The sequence below is a fragment of the Gordonia sp. CPCC 205515 genome, from assembly GCF_048537925.1.
In the GTDB taxonomy this organism is placed as follows: Bacteria; Actinomycetota; Actinomycetes; order Mycobacteriales; family Mycobacteriaceae; genus Gordonia.
In genome coordinates this window covers 257732-276976 of sequence record NZ_JBCLVJ010000010.1, presented here as the reverse complement: position 1 = coordinate 276976, position 19245 = coordinate 257732, and the positions used below count along the sequence as shown (strand labels likewise).

General features: G+C 65.0%; 20 protein-coding genes. 8 read left to right on the top strand and 12 right to left on the bottom strand.

What is annotated here, in order from left to right:
- Window positions 1-164 precede the first annotated feature (164 nt).
- The 4 genes from AAFP30_RS16300 to AAFP30_RS16285 all read right to left on the bottom strand — a co-directional run bounded on the left by AAFP30_RS16300 (window position 165) and on the right by AAFP30_RS16285 (window position 2297).
- Window positions 165-344, bottom strand: coding sequence for a hypothetical protein (locus AAFP30_RS16300; protein WP_419231005.1), 180 nt, complete (start codon window positions 342-344; stop codon window positions 165-167).
- 71 nt (window positions 345-415) lie between these two features.
- Window positions 416-829, bottom strand: a complete 414-nt coding sequence (locus AAFP30_RS16295; RefSeq protein ID WP_419231004.1) for a PIN domain-containing protein — start codon at window positions 827-829, stop codon at window positions 416-418.
- A complete protein-coding gene (locus tag AAFP30_RS16290) occupies window positions 826-1044 on the bottom strand; it encodes a type II toxin-antitoxin system VapB family antitoxin (RefSeq protein ID WP_419231003.1) in 219 nt (72 codons plus the stop codon). The genes AAFP30_RS16295 and AAFP30_RS16290 overlap by 4 nt, the downstream gene beginning before the upstream one ends.
- Before the next feature lie 107 nt (window positions 1045-1151).
- Window positions 1152-2297, bottom strand: a complete 1146-nt coding sequence (locus tag AAFP30_RS16285) for a glycosyltransferase family 4 protein (RefSeq protein WP_419231001.1) — start codon at window positions 2295-2297, stop codon at window positions 1152-1154.
- 98 nt (window positions 2298-2395) lie between these two features.
- Here AAFP30_RS16285 and AAFP30_RS16280 point away from each other — a divergent pair, with 98 nt between their 5' ends.
- Entirely contained in the window at window positions 2396-3001 is a 606-nt protein-coding gene (locus tag AAFP30_RS16280; RefSeq protein WP_419231000.1) for a Type 1 glutamine amidotransferase-like domain-containing protein, read from the top strand.
- On the opposite strand, the gene AAFP30_RS16275 is transcribed toward AAFP30_RS16280, so the two are convergent.
- The 3 genes from AAFP30_RS16275 to AAFP30_RS16265 all read right to left on the bottom strand — a co-directional run bounded on the left by AAFP30_RS16275 (window position 2953) and on the right by AAFP30_RS16265 (window position 4950).
- Window positions 2953-3438, bottom strand: a complete 486-nt coding sequence (locus AAFP30_RS16275) for a hypothetical protein (RefSeq protein ID WP_419230999.1) — start codon at window positions 3436-3438, stop codon at window positions 2953-2955. The genes AAFP30_RS16280 and AAFP30_RS16275 overlap by 49 nt on opposite strands.
- Before the next feature lie 9 nt (window positions 3439-3447).
- A complete protein-coding gene (locus tag AAFP30_RS16270) occupies window positions 3448-3702 on the bottom strand; it encodes a helix-turn-helix domain-containing protein (protein WP_419230998.1) in 255 nt (84 codons plus the stop codon).
- Window positions 3703-3789: 87 nt separating this feature from the next.
- Window positions 3790-4950, bottom strand: coding sequence for a beta-ketoacyl synthase N-terminal-like domain-containing protein (locus AAFP30_RS16265; protein ID WP_419230997.1), 1161 nt, complete (start codon window positions 4948-4950; stop codon window positions 3790-3792).
- A 261-nt stretch (window positions 4951-5211) separates the two neighbouring features.
- Between AAFP30_RS16265 and AAFP30_RS16260 the strand changes: the two genes are divergently transcribed.
- Window positions 5212-7593, top strand: a complete 2382-nt coding sequence (locus AAFP30_RS16260) for an EAL and GGDEF domain-containing protein (RefSeq protein WP_419230996.1) — start codon at window positions 5212-5214, stop codon at window positions 7591-7593.
- A gap of 16 nt (window positions 7594-7609) precedes the next feature.
- On the opposite strand, the gene AAFP30_RS16255 is transcribed toward AAFP30_RS16260, so the two are convergent.
- Both AAFP30_RS16255 and menD read right to left on the bottom strand, forming a co-directional pair.
- Window positions 7610-7789 (bottom strand): hypothetical protein, encoded by a 180-nt coding sequence (locus AAFP30_RS16255; RefSeq protein ID WP_419230995.1) that lies wholly within the window; start codon window positions 7787-7789, stop codon window positions 7610-7612.
- 380 nt (window positions 7790-8169) lie between these two features.
- Window positions 8170-9825: a 2-succinyl-5-enolpyruvyl-6-hydroxy-3-cyclohexene-1-carboxylic-acid synthase gene (gene menD, locus AAFP30_RS16250; protein WP_419230994.1), complete on the bottom strand. Its 1656-nt coding sequence runs from the start codon at window positions 9823-9825 to the stop codon at window positions 8170-8172.
- 144 nt (window positions 9826-9969) lie between these two features.
- On the opposite strand from menD, the gene AAFP30_RS16245 reads away from it, so the two are divergent.
- The 3 genes from AAFP30_RS16245 (at window position 9970) to AAFP30_RS16235 (ending at window position 13652) form a co-directional block, all read left to right on the top strand.
- Window positions 9970-10584 (top strand): class I SAM-dependent methyltransferase, encoded by a 615-nt coding sequence (locus AAFP30_RS16245; RefSeq protein ID WP_419230993.1) that lies wholly within the window; start codon window positions 9970-9972, stop codon window positions 10582-10584.
- Between the two features lie 522 nt (window positions 10585-11106).
- Window positions 11107-12195, top strand: a complete 1089-nt coding sequence (locus tag AAFP30_RS16240) for an AbrB family transcriptional regulator (RefSeq protein WP_419230992.1) — start codon at window positions 11107-11109, stop codon at window positions 12193-12195.
- 185 nt (window positions 12196-12380) lie between these two features.
- Window positions 12381-13652, top strand: coding sequence for a saccharopine dehydrogenase family protein (locus AAFP30_RS16235; RefSeq protein WP_419230991.1), 1272 nt, complete (start codon window positions 12381-12383; stop codon window positions 13650-13652).
- Between the two features lie 78 nt (window positions 13653-13730).
- Here AAFP30_RS16235 and AAFP30_RS16230 read toward each other — a convergent pair whose 3' ends face one another.
- Together AAFP30_RS16230 and AAFP30_RS16225 are read right to left on the bottom strand one after the other, a co-directional pair.
- Window positions 13731-14384 carry a PaaI family thioesterase gene (locus tag AAFP30_RS16230; RefSeq protein ID WP_419230990.1) on the bottom strand — a complete coding sequence of 218 codons (654 nt, stop codon included), beginning with the start codon at window positions 14382-14384 and terminating at the stop codon, window positions 13731-13733.
- A 68-nt stretch (window positions 14385-14452) separates the two neighbouring features.
- Complete coding sequence (locus tag AAFP30_RS16225) at window positions 14453-14593, bottom strand: hypothetical protein (RefSeq protein WP_419230989.1); 141 nt, start codon at window positions 14591-14593, stop codon at window positions 14453-14455.
- A gap of 122 nt (window positions 14594-14715) precedes the next feature.
- On the opposite strand from AAFP30_RS16225, the gene AAFP30_RS16220 reads away from it, so the two are divergent.
- Both AAFP30_RS16220 and AAFP30_RS16215 read left to right on the top strand, forming a co-directional pair.
- A complete protein-coding gene (locus AAFP30_RS16220) occupies window positions 14716-15681 on the top strand; it encodes a 1,4-dihydroxy-2-naphthoyl-CoA synthase (RefSeq protein ID WP_419230988.1) in 966 nt (321 codons plus the stop codon).
- 79 nt (window positions 15682-15760) lie between these two features.
- Complete coding sequence (locus AAFP30_RS16215) at window positions 15761-17563, top strand: glycosyltransferase family 2 protein (protein WP_419230986.1); 1803 nt, start codon at window positions 15761-15763, stop codon at window positions 17561-17563.
- 6 nt (window positions 17564-17569) lie between these two features.
- Here AAFP30_RS16215 and AAFP30_RS16210 read toward each other — a convergent pair whose 3' ends face one another.
- Window positions 17570-18100 carry an aminoacyl--tRNA ligase-related protein gene (locus tag AAFP30_RS16210; protein ID WP_419230985.1) on the bottom strand — a complete coding sequence of 177 codons (531 nt, stop codon included), beginning with the start codon at window positions 18098-18100 and terminating at the stop codon, window positions 17570-17572.
- Window positions 18101-18957: 857 nt separating this feature from the next.
- Here AAFP30_RS16210 and AAFP30_RS16205 point away from each other — a divergent pair.
- Window positions 18958-19227 carry a hypothetical protein gene (locus AAFP30_RS16205; RefSeq protein ID WP_419230984.1) on the top strand — a complete coding sequence of 90 codons (270 nt, stop codon included), beginning with the start codon at window positions 18958-18960 and terminating at the stop codon, window positions 19225-19227.
- The last annotated feature ends 18 nt before the right edge of the window (window positions 19228-19245 follow it).

The following is a 19245-nucleotide window of genomic DNA, read 5'->3' as shown; positions in this document are numbered from 1 at the left end:
TCTGGCGCGCCGACGAGGCCGACCCGAATGTTGGCTCCGACGATCAATTCCGCCTGGCCATCGGTATTCACCTCCCGTATTGTTCCGGATAGGAGACCCGGCCCGGGTGGTAATGCACCCGAACCGGACCTCACCGTTACCGTGCGCCCAGCGGAATGTGGCGATCACCCCGCCAGCGACACCACCTGCTCCCCCTCGATCACCGCCCAGTAGTGCCCCACCAACTGCTCATACACCGACGGCCACGTCCGCGACTGCACCGCCGCGAGCGCCGCCCGACCGAACTCGGCGCGCCGAACGCAGACCGGCATCCCGAAGCGCCGGGCCAAACAGGTCCGCACCAACGACTTTCACGCTACGGGTCAGTGTCGTCGAGCCCAGAGTTCAGGGTCACCCTCGGTGATCCATGGCAACCTCACGACGACGGTGCGATGTACTCGAACTGCAAAGCTGTCACTCTGGCGATGTGCTCGAAGTCACGGTCCGCCGCGAGCACCGTCGCATCGTTGACGATGGCATAACCGGCTATGAGGATTTCGATCGATCCAGCCGCGCGAACGAGCCCCGCATTCCACAGCTCTGCCTGAATGTCCAGCACGAGCGATTCGTCGGGCGCGTGCTCAAGCAGGAACCCGAGGGATATCTGTTCTCGGTAATGCACGTGCTCCTCATGTGTCCGAGCGCTGTGGCAGAACTCGAGGACCTGCGGTGGACAGGTAACGAATAGATCTGCCGGTGCTCGCTCGATGCGGCGCAGCCGTGCGGTGATGCCGGCATCTCCTGCGGCCAGTCTCGCCCAGACCGAGTTATCGACCAAGTAGTCGGTCACGCAGACTCGGAATCGCTCGGTGAGACGACAGGAGCGCCGAGCTCACTCTCGAGGTCGGTCAGCCCTGCGATCCCGTCGATCATTGCGGCCTTCTGTTTGGACGCGATAAGCCTGCGCAACGCGAGGTCGAGGACGGCCCTGTTGGATCGCTCGCCCGTGAGCAATCGGGCACGCTCAATCAGTTCCGGGTCCAGATCTACGCTGGTAATCGCCATTGCCATCCCTCGAGTCGACTATATATCCAGTTATATAGCCTCAGCAGCATGCCTGAAGCGCCGACGATCACGAGCACCGCTACCGATCGAGGAGACACCCTCTGCCCTCACCCCGCGAGCGACACCACCTGCTCCCCCTCGATCACCGCGCGGTAGTGCCCCACCAACTGCTCACACACCGATCCCCACGTCCGCGACCGCACCGCCGCGAGCGCCGCCCGACCGAACTCGGCGCGCAGGGCGTCGTCGCGCAGCACGTCCACCACCGCCGGCAGTCGATCGGCAAACTCCAAGGGCGGCAACAGATATCCGGTTCTACAGTGCGCCACCAGGTCCCGCGGGCCACCCGCATCGGGCCCGATCACCGGCACCCCACTGGCCATCGCCTCCTGGATGGTCTGGCAGAACGTCTCGTGCTCCCCGGCATGCGCAAAGACGTCGAAACTCGCGTAGGCGCGCGCCAATTCGGGCCCGCGCAACTCCCCGGTGAACACCGCACCCGGCATCAGCGACGCCAGCCGCGACCGCTCGGGTCCATCCCCCACGATCACCAGCTGCACCAACGTATCGCGTGCCAGCGACGCCAGCCGCTCGACGTGCTTCTCCGGCGCCAGCCGCCCCACGAACCCGACCACCAGCCGCCCGCCGGAAGCACCCCAAGCGGAACGCAGCGCGTCGGAACGCAACGACGGCGCGAACAGATCCACATCCACGCCGCGTCCCCACCGGTACAGTCGCGGAACACCATGTCCGGCAAGCATATTCATGGTGTCGCTGGACGGCGCGAGGGTGCGGTCGCACATGTCGTGCAGTCGTCGGGTGTAGCGCCACGCCAACCGCGAGGTGATCGCCAGGCCGTAGCTTTCGGCGAATCCCGCGACGTCGGTCTGGAACACCGCGACCGACGGGACGTCGAGGCGTCGGGCGGTCACCGCGCCGGCCGCGCCGACGACGAACGGCGACGCGAGGTGGACGACGTCGGGCTCGAAGTCGCGCACCGCCCGGTATAGCGACGGCATCGGCACCCCCACCGGCAGCGAGGTCACCTTGGGCACCTTCACCGACGGCACCAGGTGCACCGGAGTGTGTCGACCGACCAGCCGCGGCGCGGATTCCTCCCCGCGAGCGGTGTCGGGAGCGATCACCACGGCCGTGTGTCCCGTGCGTTCGAGATGGTCGACGACCCGCAGGACGGAGTTGACGACCCCGTTGATCTGCGGCAGGAAACTCTCGGCCACGATCGCGACGCGCATGCCGCCAGTGTCGGCGCGCCACCTGTCGCCCGAACCCAGAACACGTGACAAACGACCGAAACACCGGTGAACTCTGTCCCAACCCACACACTGGACGCGTGAACCTACTGTTGGCCAGCCGCTGGCTCGACGCCGTCCCCGGCTTCCTCCGGACGACGACCGCCACCGCACGCCCGCGAGTCGGCTTCATCGGCACCGCGTCGTCGCTCTACCCCGATCCCGCCTGGCTCGAGGTCGACCGCGAGGCGCTCCAAGGATTCGGCTGCGAACTGGTCGAACTCGACCCCACCAGCCCCGAGTTCGCCGCAGACCTCGATACCCTCGACGCCGTCTTCGTCAGCGGCGGCAACACCTTTCACCTGCTGCACGTGTTCCGCACCACCGGCGCCGAACAGGCACTGATCGAAAAGGTCCGCGCCGGCCTGCCCTACATCGGCGTCAGCGCGGGCGCCGCGATCACCGGCCCCGACATCGAACCCGTGTCCCTGATGGACGACGCCACCGAGACCGCACCACTGGATTCCACCGAGGCATGGGGACTCGTCGACGTCGTCGTCATCCCGCACGCCGACGGCATCGTCGGCGGCACGCAGGTCGTCGACGACACCCGCACCCGCTACGCCGACCGCTTCCCACTGCTGTTCATCACCGACGATCAGGCCGTGCTCGTCTCCGACGGCTCCCGCTCGGTGATCTCGTCCTGACCGTCGTCGGAGTTCCGCTGCAGCCGCCGCCGATTGATCTCGGCCAAAGTCAACATCACCACACCGACAAGAACCCACCCGACGACCGCCACCGATAGCCCGGGAATGATCGCGAGGGTCCAGTTGCGGCCGGTCGGGCGCGCGAGGTCGGGGTTGGTGGCGTCGTAGTCGACCTTGATCCGCTGCCCCTGGGTCAGCTCGGTCGGGTACAGGAGCCCGAGTCGCGGGCTGTGGAACTGGCCGTCGGCAGTCTGGAAGTTGACCGCGGCGTGCAGGGCGTCGGCGGAGACGACGTCGGCGGTCACGGTCGCCTTGTTGGCGTCGATCTGCGTGTCGTTGCGGTGACACCCCGCGATCATCACCAACCCCATCGTGGTAACGACCACCCCGATCACAAGCAGCACCAGCTGGGTGCGGCGAAAGACGGTCGGGTTCACAGGTGGAGCCTACCGAGGAGCGGCGCCCACCGTTCCGGTCGCACCCACCGTTCTGGGCGTGGCCGCAGCCTGCTCGCATCGCTCGACGCGAATCGTGACGAGCGCGCCGACGGCTTTGGCGTAGCGCCGAATCGTCGACATCGTCGGGTTGGTCCCACCGGTCTCGAATCTCGACACCTGGGCGGGATCGGCACCCATCCGTTCGGCGACGGTCGCGACAAATACACGACGATACTTACGTGCGGTGCGATGGAACCGAAACAATCGTACTTTCCGTAGTGAACGGGACGAGTTGAGGCTCCTGCCCCACAAAAGGGCAGGAGCCTCGCTGCTGCCGGCTCGGTCGCGGAGCTAGGACATCGGGCCAATGACGACGGCAGCGTTGTGTCCTCCCATCCCGAGAGAGGTCTTCAGCGTGAGCCCGTGTTCCATGGGCGCGCTTCCGTTGAGCACCGCCGGGAACGCGGGGTCGGCGACCTGGGGCGGTGCCGGCAGGCCGCCGTGCTGGTGACCCAAAAGCGTCGCCGCCAGTTCGACTGCCCCGGCGGCTGCTTGGCAGTGACCGGCGAGTGGTTTGACGGAGAACACTTCCGCATTCGGTGTGCGTGTGCGGGCGATGGCACCTTCGGCGGCGTCGCACTGTGCAGTGCCCGGGCCGTGGGCGTTGAGGTACCGGATGTCGGCGCCGCCGACACCGGCGGATGCGAGTGCGGCGTCAACGCACGCAGTGACCTGGGTCAGCGTCGGGTCGACGGAGGTGGCGTGAAAGGCGTCGTGCGACATCGATCCGCCCAGGACCCGCCCGTACCCGGCGGACGGCCGGTTGGTCATCGTGAATGCGACCGATGCCTCACCGAAACCGAAGCCACGGCTTCCCTGTTGGAAGGGCCGGCACGAATCGAGGAAATCGACATCGGTGATCGCGACTCCCAGTTGCACGAACATGCGCACCACCTCAGGAGTGGCCGAGAGATCGGTGGCCACCACGATGACGTCGTCGGCCATCCCGCTGTCGAGCCAGATCTTGGCGGTGATCACCGCGCCGATCCCTGAGGTGCACATCGCCGACACCGACATCGCCGGACCATGAAACCCGAACTCCTGCATGAGCAGCGACACCGGTGTCGACGGCGTGACCGACACATACTCACGGCCGGTGAACGAGGCCGCTGTGCCGGGGACGATCATCGGGAACATGTCCAGGTCGCCGAGGACGACGGCGCTGATCAGTCCGACTCGTGGACCCGGTGTCCACCCACGGGCCATTGCATCGTGGATGGCTTCCCGGGCAGACCATCGCATGGCTCGGGAGAATCGGGTTTTCCCGTCGGCGCTATCACCGTCGTCGGGGATGCGCGCCACCCATCCGGGATCGTCGAGGCTGGTACCGAAGCCGGGATGAAGTGACGCACACGACTTTCCCGATGTCAGTCCGGACCAGAGCCTGTCGCGACCCCACCCGTAGCCGGTCACCGCGCCAACACCCGAGATGGTCGTTGCACTGGTGTTCATTGCTGTACTCCTTTTGACGAGACTGCGGATGCAGTCGATTCATCTCCGACCGAAATGTCTGAGATGCTGGTAAAACGATGGCCCTCACAGAGAATCTTTGCGAGTGCGAATAACAGAATTGGCTTCCGCAACCACGCGGGGAGGGATAATTGAGGTGCCTTCCCGCGAGGGTGAGACCGGCAACAGAGGACTGCTTGCGACATGGACGAACCAGAGAGTGGGGAGGTTCCAGAAGCTGCGGTAGTACCTCAAGCAACCGCCTTGACCAGTCCGAATGACACCTCACTTGCCGAGCGGTACCGTCTTCTCGTCGAGCTGAGTCCCGATGCGATCGTCGTTCATCAGCAGGCGATCATTGTGTACGCAAACCCTGCGACGCTGAGGTTTGCGCGGGTCTCTGACCGCAGTGACGTCGTCGGTCGGGCAATCACCGATTTCGTTCATCCCGACCATGTGCCGATGATGGTGGACCGGATCATGAGTATGGGAGACCGTCCGGGCGCATCGACCGTGCCGGAAGAAACCATGATGGTCGATACCACCGGCGCGGTCCGCCTCATGGAAGTGACGTCAGTGCGAACCATGTGGGATGGCGAGCCCGCGTTCCAGGTGATTCTTCGAGACATGACGGCGGCGAAGGAGGCCGAGGCCGCCTTGCGCCGCCAAGCCGCGCTCCTCGATCATGTGAGCAACGCGGTGATCAGCATCGACCTCGACTTGCAGGTGCAGAGCTTCAACCCCGCCGCGGAACACCTCTACGGGCATGCTGCGCACAACGCGATCGGCGCGTCCGTGGCCGCTGCGATCGGCGCCGACATCGACCCGGCCGCCATCCTCGCGGTGGGCGGCACGATCGATGAGGTGCACCACCGCGCAGACGGCACGGCGTTCGTCGCGCACATCTCGGTCACCTCCACCGGTGACGGCTACCTGATCGTCGCTGAGGCCACTCGCCGTCCGCTGATCGAGCGACTCGGAAAAGTCCTGTCCTCACTGCACCAGGCGGTGCTCGTGGTCGGTGGCGCCGGCGTCATCGAACTGGCCAATCCGGCCGCCATCACTCTCCTGGGCCACGAGGCGGTACCCGGAGCAGCGGTACACACGGTGCCCATGACCTTCGCTGATCACCGCAACTCACCGATCCAGACGTGCTTGACCACCGGTAGGGAGATCCGCGACATCACCGCGACCGTGACCACACCCAGCGGCCCGCGGTGGCTGTCCTGTAGTTGCCGGCCCATCGACCTCGATGACTCCACCCCCTCAGCCCTGGTCTCCTTCACCGACGTCACCGACCGACACGAGGCCGCGACACGACTGGCCTGGGACGCCAGCCACGACTACCTGACCGGACTGCTCAACCGGGCGGGCCTGATCACAGCTCTCGACACGATGCTCGCCGCCCTGCACTCCGATGCGGTCTTCGCTGTCTTCTACATCGACCTCGACGGGTTCAGCCTGGTCAACAATTCACTGGGCCACGCCACCGGCGATCAGGTACTGCGCACCGTCGGCCAACGACTGCACCGGGCCCAACCCGCAGGATCAGTGGCCGGACGACTCGGCGGCGACGAGTTCGTTCTGGGCGTGCTTCTGCCGCCCGGCGATGTCGACACCACCGTCCACAGAATTGCCCACAGTCTGCGCGAGGCCATGGTCGGACCCGTCTGGATCAACGGCCGCACCGAGCCGCTGCGCAGCGTGGATATGAGCGTGGGCATCGCCACTGCAACCGATTCCGGATCGTCGAGCTACACCGCCGAAGAGCTGCTGCGTAACGCCGACATTGCGCTCTATCAGGCAAAAGGATCACCGACGGTCTCAGTCATGTTCGAACCGCGACACCTGTTGGAGCGGCAGCGCCGCCAGCAGATCGAGGAAGCACTACGGCGAGTGCTCGACGGGGAACATGACCCGCTGCAACTACACTACCAGCCGATCGTGGACAGCGCGACCGGACAGCTCGTCGGCCTCGAGGCGTTGGCGCGATGGTCACATCCGGATCTGGGAGTGGTGTCGCCGGGCGAGTTCATTCCGATCGCCGAGGAATCCAGCCTCATCGACGACGTCGACACCTTTGTCTTTCGTACAGCCACCACTCATATCGCCACACACCCGGAGTTGGCATCAACACTGTTGTGTATCAATGTATCTCGGCGGACTCTGCACGACGGTAAATTCCTCACCCGCATCGGAGAAGACCTCGCCATCGAGCCCGCGCGAGTTTGCTTGGAGATCACGGAGAGCGCCGTGATCCCCCGCGACGACACCTTCCAAGATGCGTTACAGAAGGTGCGGGCGGCGGGATTTCATGTCGCTCTCGATGACTTCGGCACCGGCACAGCATCCTTGAGCGAGCTCTCGCGGATGCCGGCAACCTTCGTCAAGGTTGCGGGCGCATTCATTGAAGCCCTTGATACGACGACGGCAGCCCACGACATTCTCAGCGCGATCGTGTCCATGGTCCACGCCGCCGGAATGCGAGTCATCGCCGAGGGCGTGGAAACCACCAACCAGGCAACCGCAGTCGGCGCCGCGGGCTGCGACTACGCGCAAGGCTTTCACTACGGCCGGCCCCAACCACTGCGCGACATCATCGTTTCCTTGCAGGCCACCGAAACTCAGCCCTCAGCCGACGCTTGACCCAGGGTCGATTGATTCACGGCAGACTGTCGCGGGGTGGGAGGTGGTCGTCATCTGATTCGTTGTCGTCGTTGGTGGTGACCACGCGTTCGCGTTCCTCACGCAGACGTGCTGCCCGACCCACCATGAGAGCGACGGTGATCGCAACGGTTGCCCAGACCGTCAGGAATAGCGCCACCCCGATCCACACCGTCACGGCGTTTACTGTGGCAAACAACCAATTCCGATGCAACCATGCAGGCACAACTCACCGGACACCACAAGACTCCCCCCGGGTGACAAATCCCGACATCACCTGTAGGTCACCCAGGCTGGATTACGGTGCCGTCGCAAAGTCCATTCCCCGACACGGCATCAGCTGCGCCGGTACGATTCTGAGTGCACAGTTCCCAAACTGCGGCATTTGAAGCCCCGGCCTCCCCCACCTCGTCGGCCGGGGCTTCTTGCGAGCCGACCATGTCGTCGAATAATGCAGTATTGGCCGGCCCCGGCGGTGTCGATGTCGAGGAGCCTCAGAACCGGGCTCTATACCGTCGCTCGGCAAACCGCAATGTGCGACCAGAACAGATGACCGCCCTACCCCACCCGCGCAGCAATCGCCGCATGCACCGCACGCAACCGCTCGCGATCGGTCGCCACCTCCACGACCTCAATCCCCTCAGCAGGCGCCGGCTCCGAAAGCACCGCCGACAGCTCACCCACCGTCACCCGACGATGCGGGAGATGGAAACCCGCGCACAACGACGCCAGGTCGGTGCGGTGCGGCGTCCCGAACACCCGCTCGTAGGCACCGGCGTACGGTCCGCTGTTGAATCGCGGGTCGCCCTGCTCGAGCAGCCCGAAGATGCCACCACCGTCGTCATTGGCCACCACAATGCGCAACGACGACGGCCGCGGCTCGCCCGGTCCGATGACCAGCCCGGTCGCATCGTGCAGGAACGTCAGGTCACCCATCAACGCGACCGTGCGCCCGGAGTCGACCGCCAGCGCAGCCCCGATCGCTGTCGAATTGGTGCCGTCGATCCCCGCGACCCCCCGATTCGACAGCACCCGCACCCCGTCGGTGACCCGTCCGGCCAGCGCGACGTCGCGGATCGGATTCGACGCCCCCACCACGAGTTGGTCGCCGGGTCGCATCGCCGCGCTCACCACGCGCGCGACGTGCAGGCCGGTCGGGGCGGCCGGGTCGTCGAGTTCGGCGTCGACCGCGCTCAGCACCCGCTGCTGCACGTCGGCGCATTCCTTGAGCCATTCCTCGCGCGGCTCGCCGACCGGCTCGGCGCGCGTGCCGGTGGCGTAGACGTTTCCGGACACGTCGGGCCAGCGCGGCCCGGTGGTCAGTGCGTAGACCTGCACCTCGGGGTCGGCCAGCAGCCGCGACACCCCGCGATGCAGGGTCGGGCGCCCACAGATGATCGCCTGCTGCGGTCGGATCGAGTTGAGCGCCAACGGATGCAGCGGCGTATGAGCATGTGGCGCAGTCGGTTCCGCCACCGTCGGGATGTTCGTGAGCGCCGGATGCACCCCGGCACCATGACCGGAGACGACGACAGTGTCGAGCGAGAGGTCGATGGGCAGCGGGATGTCGAGCTTGCCGACAGGCGCCTGCGTCCACGGCAGCCCGTCGGGACGGCCGGCAAAAACCCCGCTGTCGAGGTCATCGGATGCGGAGTCGGAAGCTTCGGGGACGAGGGGCTCGCGCAGCGGGATGTCGAACTGAACCGGCCCGGCATTGCCGGTGCGCGCACCACGGGCCGCGGCCAGCACACGCCCGACCGCCGAGCGCCACTGACTGTTGGTGTCGAGGTCCTGTTCGGCCAGGCCGAGGCTGATCGTCGCGCGCACCTGCGTGCCGAAGATGCCGAACTGTTCGACGGTCTGATTCGCGCCCGACCCCAGCAACTCGTACGGCCGGTTCGCGCTCACCACCACCAACGGCACCCGCGCATAGTTCGCCTCGAACACCGCCGGGCTCATGTTCGCGACCGCGGTCCCGCTGGTCATGATGATCGGCACCGGCTGCCGCGACGCCATCGCCAGCCCCAGCGCCAGATATCCCGCCGACCGCTCGTCGATCCGCACATGCAGCCGCAACCGCCCCGCCGAGTCCGCCGCATGCAGCGCAAACGCCAGCGGCGCGTTCCGGGAGCCGGGGCACAGCACCGCCTCGGACACACCGCCGCGGATCATCTCGTCGACGATGACCCGGGCCTGCAGGGTCGATGGGTTCATAGCGTCCACAGTAGAGCGGGCCCGTTTCGGCGGCTGAGCCCGTCCAAACCGCTCGCTGCCCCGCCCGTTGAGCGCGACGAGCAAGCGCAGCGAGCCCGACGCTGGTCGAAACGGGAACCCACATACACCCACTACCCTCACCCCATGGGCTTCTACGACGACCGCATTCTCCCCCGCGTCATCAACCTGACATGCGGCGCCAAAGCCCTCTTCCCCATCCGCCAGTGGGCCTGCGAAGGCCTGCACGGCGAGGTCGTCGAACTCGGCTTCGGGTCGGGCCTCAACGTCGGCGCCTACCCCGACACCGTGACCAGGGTGTCAGCCATCGAACCCTCCGACGGCGGCTGGCACCTCGCCGAAGACCGAATCAAGGAATCCACCATCCCGATCACGCGAGCCGGCCTCGACGGACAGCGACTCCCCTTCGACGACAACACCTTTGACTCCGCTCTGTCCACCTTCACCCTCTGCACCATCCCCGACCTGCAGGCCGCACTCCACGAGGTCCGACGAGTCGTCAAGGACGACGGCACCCTACATTTCCTCGAGCATGGCCTCGCTCCCGACGAAAAGGTCCGCCGCTGGCAGCACCGCCTCGATCCCCTCGAGCAACGCATCGCCGGGGGCTGCCGCCTCACCCGCGACATCCCCCGCGAGCTCACCGACGCCGGTCTCAGCATCACCGCCAACAAGCGGTTCTACGGCGCGTGGCCGAAGTCGTTCGGCGCGCTGAACGTGGGTGTGGCACAAATTCAGTGACGCGGCGCAAATCCGAGCGGCGCATCCAATGCGCAGTTCTGTTAAGCGGAATCGCAGCGGTACCGTTTCTGCATGGCAATAAACCTGCGACTCAGCCCACAGGCTCAAGGCGCCGTTCGCCGTGAGGCCGAGCGCACGGGACGGTCGCAGCAGGATGTTGTTCGCGAGGCCGTGGATCGGCATCTCGGCCTCGCGAAGCACCGATCTCCCCGAGAGCTCGAGGCCCTGATAGCCACCGGGACGGTCCGCCCGCCACGGGAACCAGCCCGCAGGGTCGCGACACGGCTGCAGCTCCCGCAGGGAATGGCCACTGCCGATCTTCTCGACCGGGCTAAGCCGAGCTGAGGGGAGCATCTACGTCGACAGCGGTCACCACTTCACGTCGGAACCCATCCACCCCGGGTTGAGCAGCTCGACGAGGAACTAGCTTGAGTCCCCCGCCGATGTTTGAGCCGCGACGACGAGCGCGGGTCGAAACCACCCACCGCAAGAGCCTCTGCGGCGCCCATTACCCTCGACCCAGTGCGTCGTTGGATCGTGTTGGCCCTCCTCACCGCGATCGCGACATATCTTCTCGAACTTCTCGATGTGGACGCTGCGGCGCTGTTCGCCGGACTGGTGGTCGCCGGGATTCTCGCCATCGTCGGCTTCGCCCCCAGCCGCAAGGTTGCCGAGACCACCGAAGCGACCGACGACGACCCGGATACCCCCGCGATCCCCCGCCCGATCATGCTCGCCGCGCAAGGGGTGCTCGGCGTCTACATCGGCACCATGGCCGACCCTGAAACGCTGTCCGGGCTGGGGTCGAGCTGGTTTCCGGTGCTGGTCATCGGCCTGGGCACCCTGGCGCTGTCGGTCGCCGGCGGCGCGTTTCTCGGACTACACAAACTCGTCGACCCGCTGACCGGATCGCTCGCGCTGGTGGCCGGCGGCGCCTCCGGCCTGGTGGTCCTGACCCGCGAACTCGGCGGCGACGAGCGAATGGTCGCGGTCATCCAGTACCTGCGGGTCGCGCTGGTCACGGTGACCATTCCCCTGGTGGCGTCGCTGGTGTTCGGGGCGTCGGCCTCTGCAGGCGACGTCGCCGCGCCGTCGACGACCCAACAGGGGTGGGGACTTCTGCTGCTGGCGGTGTGCATCGGGATCGGCATCCCCGTCGGACGACGCATCCACCTGCCCGCCGCAGGCCTGCTCGGCTCCATGGCGATCGCCACGGTCGCCGAACTGACCGGCCTGGCCGGTGACGCCGCCGTCTCGACGATCCTGCTCACCCTCGCCTACGCCATCATCGGCTGGCAGGCCGGACTCGGCTTCACCATGCAACGCCTCCGCGCGATCGGCCGGGTACTGCCCGCAGCGCTGGCCCTGATCCTGGCGATCGGCGTCGGCTGCGCGCTCCTCGGCGTCGCTCTCTCGGCGTGGACCGGCGAGTCGATGTTCGACTGCTACCTCGCCACCACCCCCGGCGGCATCTACGCGGTCCTCGCGGCGGCAACGGCCGCCGGTGGCAACGTCGCGTTCGTCGTGGCCGCACAGATCCTGCGGGTGCTGTTGATGCTGTTCGTGGCGCCATTCGCAGCCCGAGCGGCGGCGAAGCGGCTGGGGAATTAGGCCCCACCGCCGCTCGTTGACCAGCCCGCGGGGCGCCAGCCGAGCGAGCGTCCACACCCCCGCTCGCCGAGCAGCTCCGCGAGGCGCCAGCCGCCAGCGTCCTCACCCGCTCGTTGAGCAGCTCCGCGAGGCGCCAGCCGAGCGAGCGTGTCGAAACGAGGCGACCTGCCGCTAAAGTCGAACCCATGACTGGGGGAACCACACCAAGCACCGACCGCGAGTTCGACATCATCGTCTACGGCGCCACCGGCTTCGTCGGCGAGCTGACCGCCCGCTACCTCGCCGACCACGCACCGACCGGCACCAAGGTCGCGCTCGGCGGGCGGTCGGAGACCAAGCTCGCCGCCACCCGCAAACGCCTGCCGAAGACCGCCCACGACTGGCCGCTGGTCGTCGCGGACTCATCGTCGCCGGCCGCGCTCGACGCGATGGTCGCGCGCACCCGCGTCGTCTGCACCACGGTCGGACCCTACCTGCGTTATGGCGAAGCACTGGTGGTCGCCGCGGCCGCAGCGGGCACCGACTACGTCGACCTTACCGGCGAGGTCCCGTTCGTTCACTACTCCATCGCCAAGGCCCACGACACCGCCGTCGCCACCGGTGCCCGCGTCGTCCACTCGTGCGGATTCGATTCCGTCCCTTCCGATCTCGGCGTCTACACGCTCTACAAGAAGATCGCCGACGACGACGCCGGCACCCTCACCGACACGACGATGATCGTGAAGTCGTTCAAGGGCGGAGTCTCCGGCGGCACCGTGGATTCGATGCGGGTGATCGCCGAACAGTCCAAGGATGCCGAAACCCGTCGGCTGCTGATGAACCCGCAGGCGTTGTCCGGGACGCCCACCGACACCCCGCGCGCAAGCTTGTCCTCAGAACCCAGCGACATCTCGCCGGTCAGCGCCAAGAAGGTCGATCCGTCGCTGCGCGGAACGCTGGCCCCGTTCTTCATGGCGTCCTACAACACCCGAATCGTGCGGCGTAGCAACGCTTTGCTCGACGGCGCCTACGGCAAGGACTTCCACTACGGCGAGGCGATGGCGGTCGGCAGCACACCGGGCCTGTCCGCACTGATCGCCGGGGTCGTCACCGTCGGCACCGGAGTCGGTTTGGCCGCAATGAGTTTCGGCCCGACGCGCAAGCTCCTCGACCGGCTCCTGCCAAAGCCCGGCGAGGGCCCGAACGAAAAGACCCGCGAGAAGGGCTTTTTCGTCACCGAAACCTACACCACCACGAGCACCGGCCGCCGCTACCGTTCACAGATGCGGATGCAGGGCGACCCCGGCTACAAGGCGACCGCGGTCATGCTCGCCGAGAGCGCACTCTCCCTGGCGCTCGAACGGGACAAGTTGCCGGCGCGCACCGGTGTGCTCACCACGGCCGCGGCGATCGGCGACGTGCTGACCGAACGACTCCGTGCCGCGGGTACGACGCTGGAGGCCGTCGAGTTGCGCTGATCCCGTCCGCCCGTTGAGCCGACCCCGAGGCGCTAGCCGAGAGGTCGAGTCGAAGCGGGCACCCACACCTCCGAAGTCCTACGGCTGCCCCGGCTTCAACTTGATGAACAGCGCTTCCATCTCCGCGCACAACCGTTCGCCATCACTGAGCGTGCCCCTGATCGAGACCTTGCGACCGTCGACCTTCTCCGCCCAGGTGTGAAGCTGCAACGGTGTGTTGAGCGGCGTGATCGACCGGTAGTGCACGGTGAGATAGCCGGTGCGGCAGACCGCCTGGGTGGCCACCGCCGACGCAAAGCCCCCGAGGTCGTCGAACGCCACCGCGATCTGACCGCCATGGGCGGCGTTGTTGCCGCCGAGGTGGAAGTCGCGGAAGGTGACGGTGGCGATGACACCGTCGTCGTTGACCTCGTCGACTTCGTACGGCGGGAGGGTGATGTTTCCACGTGACGGCAGATCGATGCGCGTACCCGCCGGTGAATGCCACTCGTCGATACGAACCGCGGCGAGCTTCTCGTTGATCGCCTTGAGATCAGCGATGAGTTCGTCCGTCAGGTCGCCGGTGGGACATGCGTAGCGGGCATTGTCCATGAGGGTGCGGACCTGCTCGCTGAACTCGCCGTAGTGCGGACCGCCACGGTCGGTGGTGATGGCCGAGTGCGGGCGGAAGCCGCCTTCGTGGGGATCATCATCGGTAGTGGTGGAGGTATCGCGCACGGTCCCGTCGGTCATTGTGAGAGCCTAACGACCACGCTTCGAACTGCGGACGACCCGCCCGCAAATTGCGCAGAGAAACTCGATCAGCGTTGGTCGAAGTGCACGTGCTGCGGGGCTTCCATATCATCGCGCTGACGGATGACGAGCCCGACGCAGATGGCACCCACCAGCGAAATCGTGACCCACGTGGTGAGCACAATCGCCAATAGGATCCAACCCGACATGTTCTTACTGTGGCAAAGAAACCGGCATGTTGCAATGATCTTTGATATATGAAAGTCATGTCTGTGTTTCGCAAATGAGAGCCTGATCAGTCTCAGATTTACAGGTCGCTAGGCTGACATTCATGTGTGCTGCCGGCCCCAATGCTACTGCGAATCCCTTCGACCCGGACGCCTGGCGGACGGTCCCCGGGTTCGACTTCACCGATCTCACCTACCACCGCCACACCGGCGAGGGACGTGAATACGGCATCGTCCGTATAGCCTTCAACCGTCCCGAGGTCCGCAACGCCTTCCGCCCGCATACGGTCGACGAGCTGTACCGCGCCCTCGACCACGCTCGCCGCTCCCCCGACATCGGCACCGTTCTGCTGACCGGAAATGGCCCCAGCCCCAAGGACGGCGGTTGGGCCTTCTGCAGCGGCGGCGACCAACGTATCCGCGGCCGGTCGGGCTACCAGTACGCCACTAGTCACGACTCCGATGTCGCCGCGGCCGGTGTCGAGGGTGTCGACGACGCCCGAGTAGAGGCTGAGGGCGGCCGCCTACACATCCTCGAGGTCCAGCGGCTGATCCGCACCATGCCGAAGGTCGTCATATGCGTGGTGAACGGCTGGGCCGCCGGCGGCGGTCACTCCCTGCACTCCGTGTGCGATCTGACCCTCGCCTCCCGCGAGCACGCCCGCTTCAAACAGACCGACGCCGACGTCGGGTCCTTCGACGCTGGCTACGGCAGCGCCTACCTCGCCAAGCAGGTCGGACAGAAGTTCGCGCGCGAGATCTTCTTCCTCGGAGAGGCCTACGACGCCGAGACGATGCACCAGATGGGTGCCGTGAATCGTGTTGTCGCCCATGCCGACTTGGAAAAGACCGCCATCGAGTGGGGCCGTAAGATCAACGGCAAGTCACCCACGGCACAGCGCATGCTGAAGTTCGCCTTCAACCTCACCGACGACGGTCTGATGGGTCAGCAGGTCTTCGCTGGAGAAGCGACGCGGCTGGCATACATGACCGACGAAGCAGTTGAGGGACGGGATGCGTTCCTCGAGAAACGATCTCCAGACTGGGATTCATTTCCTTACTACTACTGACGGCCCAGCCCTGCACAGCAATCCGGGCTAGAGTCACGTCATGCTGGGCGATCCGTACGTGACACAGGCGGCGAGGTAAATGCCTTCACACACTGAACGATTCGTCAACGAGACGACGCACGCAGATGTTTGCGTAATCATCGTCACATATAACAGCGGGTCTGACATCGAAGCGTTGATCAGAGACCTACGCCATGAAGCGCAAGAAACCCGCATCAGAGTGGTCGTCGCCGACAACCAATCAGCAGACGGCACCCTGGAGATCGTGCGTCAGCACGACGATGTGATCGCCATCGACACCGGTGGGAACCTGGGATACGCGGGCGGGATCAACGCCGCACATAACGCGTGCGGCGACTGCGATTCGCTGTTGATTCTCAACCCCGACCTCCGAGTCCGTCCTGGCTCAGTTGCGGAAATGTTGGCAACGATGCAATCGGACTCATCGATCGGCGCGGTCGTCCCGTCGATTCTGGATTCCGACGGCAGCGTCTATCCGTCTCTTCGTTTCGAGCCCTCGGTGACCAGGATGTTCGGTGACGCTTTGTTCGGACGAAAGCTTTGGACAGCGCGACCATCAGCGCTCTCCGAGTTCGACTATCGACCAGCAAGCTACGAACGACCGCACAACGTTGATTGGGCGACTGGCGCTGCGCTCATGATCCCCGCCGACGTCGCAGACCGAGTCGGGCCGTGGAATGAGGAGTACTTCCTATACTCCGAAGAGATCGAGTATTTCCGCCGGATTCGCGAGCAGGGCAAGCGAATCAGGTACCAACCGGCAGCGTCGGTCGCTCATGAACTCGGCGGCTCCGGTACATCACCCGCCCTCGGAGATTTGCTGGCAGTCAACCGAGTTCGGTACTTCAGACATTTCCACAGCCGCTTGCATACATCCGTCTTCCGGATACTGGTCGCGCTCACTGAGTTCCTTCGAGCCTATGATCCAACGCACCGACGCAGGCTTGGCATTGTCCTCAATTGCCGCAGCTGGGAGCAGCTGCCCAAAGCCACTCGACGCATGACCAGTCAATTCATCTCGGGCTCAAGACAACGAGGCTCCGTCATCGTGCCCGCCTACAACGAGGCCGCCGTTATTGAGCAGACCCTGACCCCCTTGAGCCAGGCGGCCGTTGATGGCTACATCGAGTTAATCGTGGTCTGCAATGGGTGCACCGACGACACTGCAGAGCGCGCTCGACAAGTCCCAGGGACGGTCGTCGTCGAGATTCCCACCGGATCGAAACCCCTCGCACTGAACATCGGAGACGAGACCGCCACGCTCTGGCCGCGCCTATACCTCGACGCGGATATCGAGATCACTAGTCGCGCAGTACTTTCCGTCCTCGACCGGCTGGATCAGGGTGATGTCCTCGCCGCTCGGCCGTCCTTTCGATACGGTCTCGATGATGCCGACGCCGTTGTCCGAAGCTACTACCGCGCCCGCGCGCGAATGCCACTGCACCGTGACGCGCTCTGGTGGGCAGGTGTCTACGGTCTGAACAAGAAGGGCCACGACCGATTTGGTCCGTTCCCAGACGTCACCGGTGATGACAAGTTTGTCGACTCGCTGTTCTCCAGCGAGGAGAAGACCGTGGTTGACACCGACCCATCGGTGTGGACGACCCCCACCACAACCGCGGGTTTACTCACGGTCCTCACCCGGCATCACCGCGGCAATGCCGAACTGGCCGAGCGTAATCCGGCTATAGCACCGAAGACCGGGGGCGCCACAGCGTCTGCAGTCGTCAAGTCCGTCCGCGGTGCCCGATCAGCAGTCGACGCGGCTGTATATCTGGCACTCGCCACGATCGCGAGATACCGTGCCGCGCGCAGCACCAGCGCATGGGAACGCGACGACAGCAGCCGAACGGCACGCTGACGAGTGTCAGTCGCGGATTCGCCCACCTTCAAAGCCTTTATGCGCCAACAACGCCACGGCAATTCGTTCGATCCCGAATGCAACGCACACGGTGTGCGCGGGCTGACCGTCCGCGGTGATCGCGAAGAGGTCGCCGAAATGCGTGCCGGGCCTGTTTACCGACGCGATCGCAGTGGGATCTTGGCCCGGATGCACCTGATTGACGAACTCGACTTTCTGTTCGAGAGTTCGCTGCATCGCGGCGAGCATCAGTCGGGTTCTACCGAAGAACGGATCGTTCGCGAGTTCGGTCGTGACGTCCAGACCCAGTTCGGTGAACATCTGCGGGAGAGCGTCAGACCACCTATCCGCGAGTTCCGCGACCTCCGACTCGGTCCCGACCGCGACGTACTCACGCATCCGGAACGCCTGCATCCGCATCGGGTCTGCGGCCGGCTCATGACGGAAGCAACGCCCGGTCACCGTAAACATCCGTCGTGGCCGCACTTCGGAATCCGCCAGCATGGAATACAACGGGTGACATGCAGCGGAGATCATTGCCAATCCGGCATGTTCGAAGACATCAGCGGCATCGGCGGAACCGAGGGCGCGAGCCGATGCAGGAACATCGGGTAGGCAACTGACGAGTCCCGCGAGCTGAGGAAAAGCATCGAGATAATTCGACCGACGAAACTCCGCCTGCGGAACGATTGCCGGAAACTCGAACTTCTCAGGCGGCGAGGGACAGGCCCGTTGGGCGGTCCGATCAAGAGCGTCGGTCACCATCGTGACGACCTCTTCGAAGCCACTGCCGAATCCGTAGACACCGGGTTCGCTAGTCGGTACGAGCAACCCGTCGGCAATCAACCGGTCACGTAACTCGATAGCTACCGCGGTGTCATTAGCGTGGATAGGCGCCTGCATGCTCTCCCCTGATTCCATCCGTTTGCGCGAAGGGTGCCTGAGCACCCCTCCATTGCACACTGGCCGGTGCGGCGTTGTTGAGTACTCGCCGAACCTTACTCTCCCGTTTAGATCACATCACCGAACGCTACTTATTGTGCGCTATTCGAACGAATTGTCATCCCTCACAGAGCATCTCTGTGCTCGAGCAGCGTTGACCATCGATCCTTTGGAAGTCTCACAAAACGACCAACCACAGCATGGGGATACTGCTCGTCCGTCAGTCTCATGGGCCTTCGATTTTCGTTGCTGCAGCTAACGTTTTCGCCTGTTCAGATTAATTCCTCGACCAGCCGCCCGCTCGCATGTCCGACGCCCCCACTGGGTGCTATGGTTGGCGCTACCTGGCTCGGTCTGGATGTATGTAACGCTTCCGGACCCCTCTGCGAAAACCGGGTAATGGAAAACTGACCACCCGGGTAGCCGGCGATGGCCCAAGCATGGAGGACGGTATGCAGGCACAGGTCCGCGACGACGTCGTCAATTTCATAGTCACCAACTACTTGTTCGGGGATTCGAACCGACTCCCCGGCGACGACGAGTCACTGATGCTGGCCGGCGTGATCGATTCGACCGGGATTCTCGAACTGATCGAGTTCCTCGAGTCGAACTTCGACATTGCCATCTCCGAAGAAGAAACCGTCCCGCAGAACCTCGACACGATCTCCAACATGATCGTGTTTGTGGAGCAGAAAAAGGGCCCAGCGGAGCTGAGCGCCTGACCACCCAGTGGATCGGTG